This window comes from Aeromonas sp. QDB23, assembly GCF_027707745.1.
GTDB lineage: Bacteria > Pseudomonadota > Gammaproteobacteria > Enterobacterales > Aeromonadaceae > Aeromonas > Aeromonas allosaccharophila.
This window is the reverse complement of sequence record NZ_JAPCJA010000052.1, coordinates 1-6,133: the sequence shown is the minus strand read 5'-3', so window position 1 is coordinate 6,133 and position 6,133 is coordinate 1. Positions and strand designations below refer to the sequence as shown.

The window sequence follows — 6,133 nt, the reverse complement described above, 5'->3', positions numbered from 1 at the left end:
CGACAATCGATGTTTGCCAGGGTTAGATTTCCATTTCACGCTACCTGTAGCAGTTCCAGCCTACTGGCGCTCTGGTGCAGATCACCTCGTTGTCAGCTGACAATCGATGTTGGCCAGTGGCAGAATTCCATTTCACGATACCTGTAGTAGTTCCAGCCTACTGGCGCTCTGGTGCAGATCACCTCGTTGTCAGCCGACAATCGAGCTCGTTAGGGGCGGGATTCCATTTCACGCTACCTGTAGCAGTTGCGGCCTGCTGGCACTCCGGCGCAGATCACCTCGTTGTCAGCTGACAATCGATGTTTGCCAGGGTTAGATTTCCATTTCACGCTACCTGTAGCAGTTCCAGCCTACTGGCGCTCTGGTGCAGATCACCTCGTTGTCAGCTGACAATCGATGTTTGCCAGTGGCAGAATTCCATTTCACGATACCTGTAGCAGTTCCGGCCAGCGGGTACTCATGCACAGATCAGCGTGTTGTCAGCCGACAATCGCTGCCTGCAATGAGCCAAATTCCATTTCACGATACCTATAGCTGATAAGCCCCGATGTCGAGCAGCACAAAACAGCGTGTTGTCAGCCGACAATCGAGCTTGTTGGGGGCAGGATTTCCATTTCACGATACCTGTAGCAGTTCCGACCAACGGGTTCTCTGGTGCAGATCACCCCCGTTGTCAGCCGACAATCACTGTTTGCCAGGGGCAGAATTCCATTTCACGATACCTGTAGCAGTTCGGGCCTGCTGGGGTCTGGCGCAGATCACCCCTGTTGTCAGCCGACAATCGAGCTTGTTAGGGCGGGATTTCCATTTCACGATACCTGTAGTAGTTCGGGCCAGCGGATGTTCTGGTGCAGATCACCGCGTTGTCAGCCGACAATCACTGTTTGCCAGGGGCAGAATTCCATTTCACGATACCTGTAGCAGTTCGGGCCTGCTGGGGTCTGACGCAGATAACCCCCGTTGTCAGCCGACAATCGCTGCCAGTCAGGGCCAGCATTCCATTTCACGATACCTGTAGCAGTTCGGGCCAGCGGATGCTCTGGTGCAGCTCACCCCGTTGTCAGCCGACAATCGAATTTAGCCAGGGTCATAATTCCATTTCACGATACCTGTAGTAGTTCGGGCCAGCGGATGCTCTGGTGCAGTTCAGCCCGTTGTCAGCCGACAATCGAGCTCGATGAAGTCAGGTTTCCATTTCACGATACTTGTAGCTATTCCTGTCTGCTGGCACTCATGCGCAGATCCGCCAGTTGTCAGCCGACAATCGAGCTTGTTAGGGCGGGATTTCCATTTCACGATACCTGTAGCCGTTCCGACCAACGGGTTCTCTGGTGCAGAACACCCCCGTTGTCAGCCGACAATCGAGCTTGTTAGGGCGGGATTTCCATTTCACGATACCTGTAGCAGTTCGGGCCAGCGGATGCTCTGGTGCAGATCGCCTCGTTGTCAGCCGACAATCGAATTTAGCCAGAGTCATAATTCCATTTCACGATACCTGTAGCCGTTCCGGCCAACGGGTTCTCTGGTGCAGTTCAGCCCGTTGTCAGCCGACAATCGCTGCCAGTCAGGGTCAAAATTCCATTTCACGCTACCTGTAGCAGTTCCGGCCAGCGGATGCTCTGGTGCAGTTCAGCCCGTTGTCAGCCGACAATCACTGTTTGCCAGGGGCAGAATTCCATTTCACGATACCTGTAGCAGTTCGGGCCAGCGGATGCTCTGGTGCAGATACCCCGTTGTCAGCCGACAATCGAGCTTGTTGGGGCGGAATTTCCATTTCACGATACCTGTAGTAGTTCGGGCCAGCGGATGCTCTGGTGCAGATCGCCTCGTTGTCAGCCGACAATCGAATTTAGCCAGAGTCATAATTCCATTTCACGATACCTGTAGCCGTTCCGGCCAACGGGTTCTCTGGTGCAGTTCAGCCCGTTGTCAGCCGACAATCGCTGCCAGTCAGGGCCAGCATTCCATTTCACGATACCTGTAGCCGTTTTGGCCTGCTGGGGTCTGACGTAGATAACCCCTGTTGTCAGCCGACAATCGCTGCCTGTCAGGGTCAGATTTCCATTTCACGATACCTGTAGCTGTTCCTGCCTGCTGTGGCTTTGGCGCAGATCAGCCTGTTGTCAGCCGATAATCGCTGCCTGTCAGGGTCAGATTTCCATTTCACAATACCTGTAGCAGTTCCGGCCTATTTGAGTTTTGGCGCAGATCACCTCGTTGTCAGCCGACAATCGCTGCCTGTCAGGGTCAGATTTCCATTTCACAATACCTATAGCAGTTCCGGCCAGCGGGCACTCAGGTGCAGATCGGCCCGTTGTCAGCCGACAATCGAGCTTGCTGGGGTCAGATTTCCATTTCACGATACCTGTAGCAGTTCCGGCCAGCGGGTACTCATGCACAGATCAGCGTGTTGTCAGCCGACAATCGCTGCCTGCAATGAGCCAAATTCCATTTCACGATACCTATAGCTGATAAGCCCCGATGTCGAGCAGCACAAAACAGCGTGTTGTCAGCCGACAATCGAGCTCGCTGGGGTCAAATTTTCATTTCACGATACCTGTAGCACTTCGGGCCAGTGGGTATTCTGGTGCAGATCAGCCCGTTGTCAGCCGACAATCGAGCTTGCTGGGGTCCGATTTCCATTTCACGATACCTGTAGCAGTTCCGGCCAGCGGGTACTCAGGTGCAGATCAGCTCGTTGTCAGCCGACAATCGCTATCGGCTTGGGTCGGAGTTCCATTTCACGATACCTATAGCTGTTCCGGCCTCAGGTACTCAGGCGAAGATTGGTCCGTTGTCAGCTGACAATCGCCATCACTGGATGGGCAGGATCCCATTTCACGATACCGATAATGTGACTGCCAGAGACCATTAAGGAGAAGCTCGGCCAGTCGTCAGCAGCCAGGTTTCCATTTCACGAAACCTATATTGCGACTGCGTAGAGTTTGAATTGGGCAGTAAATGAGCGACGTAATCTTGTCATTGAACACCTCAGGTTATGGTGGCAACTGTACCACCCAAAATGGTGTCCGGGATGATTAGACCACTACAGTGGCTATATAAAGATCAATAATTTTAATGATAAATATTGGCACCAAACTACAGCTAGGGAGGGTGCGAATAAGCACCCTCCCTAGTTGATTTCATATTTTAAATATTAACTTTCGCCAATACCATTGATAACATTGGTCGTTAAATTAATAATTTAGCTCAAAAAATTGTTGATATTATATTTAGTGTTTGCAATACTATAATTAGAGTAAGCATTAAATATCACCGAATAATTTAGCTCATTTCTTAATGTGACTTCGTATAAATTTATTGTATATTTTTTGAAAAAAACGCTAAACCAGCTATGTTTTAATGTCTATTAAATAGGTTGGTTTGAAAAATAAAACGCATAACACTACTAATAATTATTATAAAGGTGCACGCAATGAACATAAAACCACGCTCAGGTAGACCCCAAAAATCAGCTGACGAAAAACGCAGCTTAATACTCCGAATCTCATTTAATGCAGCTGAGCAACGTGTTTTAACTAAGCATAGTAAAACCTATGGCATTCCCAAAAAGTCTAGCCTGATTCGGTTTTTGGCTCTCAGGGAACCAGACAGTATTATCTCACCAGATTTTTCATATGATGATCGTGTGAGATTGCTCGAGGGGGTATACAATATATCATCGAATTTAAATCAAATCATGTTGTTGATTAGACAAGCTGAAGCTGAAGCTGAAGTTGGTAGTGACGTTTATAAACTTATTACTGACAGTAGTGATAACTCTCCAGTGATGCAGGCTTTCTCATCTATAAATTCTCTGTTTGTAGGAATTGAAAAAGCTCTGATTGGAGTGAAGTTGAAATGAATTTTGAAAAACACAGGTTCGGCCAAAACTTCCAGTACAGACTGTCTTATATTTACCGAGCTATACATATTGGTAGGAAACGAAAATCCATGCCATCACAGGTTTATCATCTCGGTGGTGGTGTAATTAATAGACCAAATATTACATTGAATGAAAGAGGCGAGGTCTCTGATTATGACATCGGGCCACTACTCATGGAGTTGAATATGCAGGCATCATTGTATGCAGGCACAGGAAACCAACTATGTGCACATTATTCACTATCATTGAGCCCCGATGAATCATTAACGCCATATCAATGTCTAGTTGCAGCTAGGCTGCTAATGAGTGAATTGGGATATGGTAGCGATACTCGATGGACATCTGTTATACACCGCGATACAAGCTCTCTACATGTACATGTTGTGGCATGTAGAGTAAAACTTGACAGAACCTTAGTTGATGATAGTAATGACTACGCTCGGGGAGTTGACGCTGCTCGAAAAATAGAAATTGAATTGGGATTGGCGAACTGTAAAAGTCCTGAAGCAAATTTCGGTCATGAGTATAGCATAGTCAATATTAAAAATGGCCGTGGTAGAGGGAGCTTTCATGCTATGCATGATCCCGCCTGTATAATTAGGGATGCAATGGACGTGGTTTTTAAAAACCAGCCGAACAACATGACTGAATTTGTCACTAGGTTGCGTGAGCATAATGTAATGGTCAAGCCGTGGAGAGTTGATAATCGTGAGCCACAGGGGATCTGTTACAGTATAGATGGTCAGCGATGGATATCAGGGACGAAAGTTAAAAAGTCACGGGCTACTTGGTTTAAGCTGATCGAGCAAGGTATTGAATATTCACCTAGACGAGATGATTACAGTCTGAACTTGGGTGTTTCGAATGAATTAAATGAATTAAGCGTTCTTAGAGTGATACCGTTTACTGCATTGATTCGTTGTACTAAAAAACAATATGCCAAGATGAAAAGATCAGTGCAGTCATTTGTGGATAAAAAAACATATGGTACATCGTCATTCTTTTTCCGACTTCTAAGACTGGATTTTGTTTTGCTATCAATCGAGGAACCGTCAGATAGTTTTATATCAAATGCACGAGCACTGTTGAATGACGTTTTGGCTACAATTTTTAGGAAAGGGCTGGAGAGCGTTCATGTAGGATCAAACGCATTGATTCCTGATGGATATGTCCCAGATATTAACTCAGGGAAAGATACTATTGATAAGCCAAACATGTTTTTCTTAGACAGAGAAAAACTTAAGAATGAAATTTTGAAGAACAATGAATGGATTACTGATTGGTATGGGGACCCCATATCACACGAACAAACCAAAGAAAAAAACATAAAATAACAATAATAATGAGAGGTGTGGCATGGCTAATATGAGGTTGAATGCAAATCTTAGAACCGTATCATTTAGCAAAACCGTGAGTGTACTGGAAGAGCTGGAGCTGCTCAGTTCAGGTAAATTTGTTCGTAGGTATAGGGCTGTAAATGTTCACCTAGGTACAGTTGATGTAGATTCTGACTTTTCTCTTATAAAAGAGTTAACCGAGGCTGACGCAAAAAATGCAAAGCTTTGGGTCCAGGAGCAGCAACGACTGGTCCAGTATGCCTATATGGAAAATATGAGGCGTGGGTTCCTTGGTGGTTCTCCTGTGATTAAGCGTAGTAAAGGCGACGATGAGCAGTATAGTGATTGCTATGGTTTTATACCGGGTCGGAAAGTCGGTGAGTTTATTGGTGTGATTATTGATGCTATTCCTATGGTTGAGGAATGTAGCGTAGAGAAGGATGAGTATGAAATAGAGTATGAGAAAGTGGAGCGTTTTCGTAAGAAAGGATGTCTATCTGAGATACTTGATCTGCTATTATATGCCCTGAAAAGAAGCAATGAAAAAGTACCTTTCTCAGAAAAAGAGAAATGTGACCTATATTGTGCTGAGAGAGTTCTTTTTTACTTTTGCACTGAAGGTATGAATGTTAAACAAAGTAAGTTAGAAAAAGCCTCTCGAGATAAAGCTAAAGGTAAATATAAAAATTTGTTACGTGTCAACGCCGACCGAAAACTGATCCACTCTGGCTAATTTCGCCGATTGAAAAGTGATCCACCCGGACATGGGGTTAATTGGTTTTGGGTGTGGCCCCCGCTTTGCGTTTCTCTTTCAAACGATAGCTTTCACCGCGGATCTGAACGATGTGTGCATGATGTAACAGTCTATCGAGCATAGCTGCCGTCAGTGTCTGATCATCGGCAAAGGTGC

The 6,133-nt window shown here is 46.0% G+C and carries 4 protein-coding genes; 3 read left to right on the top strand and 1 reads right to left on the bottom strand.

The window, feature by feature from the left end; genetic code table 11:
• The first annotated feature begins 3,436 nt into the window (after nucleotides 1-3,436).
• The 3 genes from PG888_RS18405 (at nucleotide 3,437) to PG888_RS18395 (ending at nucleotide 5,956) form a co-directional block, all read left to right on the top strand.
• Nucleotides 3,437-3,865: a hypothetical protein gene (locus PG888_RS18405; protein WP_197930945.1), complete on the top strand. Its 429-nt coding sequence runs from the start codon at nucleotides 3,437-3,439 to the stop codon at nucleotides 3,863-3,865.
• Between the two features lie 89 nt (nucleotides 3,866-3,954).
• Nucleotides 3,955-5,220, top strand: a complete 1,266-nt coding sequence (locus PG888_RS18400) for a relaxase/mobilization nuclease domain-containing protein (protein WP_175429518.1) — start codon at nucleotides 3,955-3,957, stop codon at nucleotides 5,218-5,220.
• A 22-nt stretch (nucleotides 5,221-5,242) separates the two neighbouring features.
• Nucleotides 5,243-5,956 (top strand): hypothetical protein, encoded by a 714-nt coding sequence (locus tag PG888_RS18395; RefSeq protein ID WP_270694416.1) that lies wholly within the window; start codon nucleotides 5,243-5,245, stop codon nucleotides 5,954-5,956.
• 37 nt (nucleotides 5,957-5,993) lie between these two features.
• On the opposite strand, the gene PG888_RS18390 is transcribed toward PG888_RS18395, so the two are convergent.
• Nucleotides 5,994-6,133 (bottom strand): ATP-binding protein (locus PG888_RS18390; RefSeq protein ID WP_270694417.1); only part of this gene is annotated, 140 nt, incomplete at its 5' end.

What these genes read in the sequence shown, in the direction of transcription:
- PG888_RS18400 (WP_175429518.1), top strand. Translation starts at nt 3,955, where the DNA reads ATGCCATCACAGGTTTATCATCTCGGTGGTGGTGTAATTAATAGACCA.
- PG888_RS18395 (WP_270694416.1), top strand. Translation starts at nt 5,243, where the DNA reads ATGGCTAATATGAGGTTGAATGCAAATCTTAGAACCGTATCATTTAGC.
- PG888_RS18405 (WP_197930945.1), top strand. Translation starts at nt 3,437, where the DNA reads ATGAACATAAAACCACGCTCAGGTAGACCCCAAAAATCAGCTGACGAA.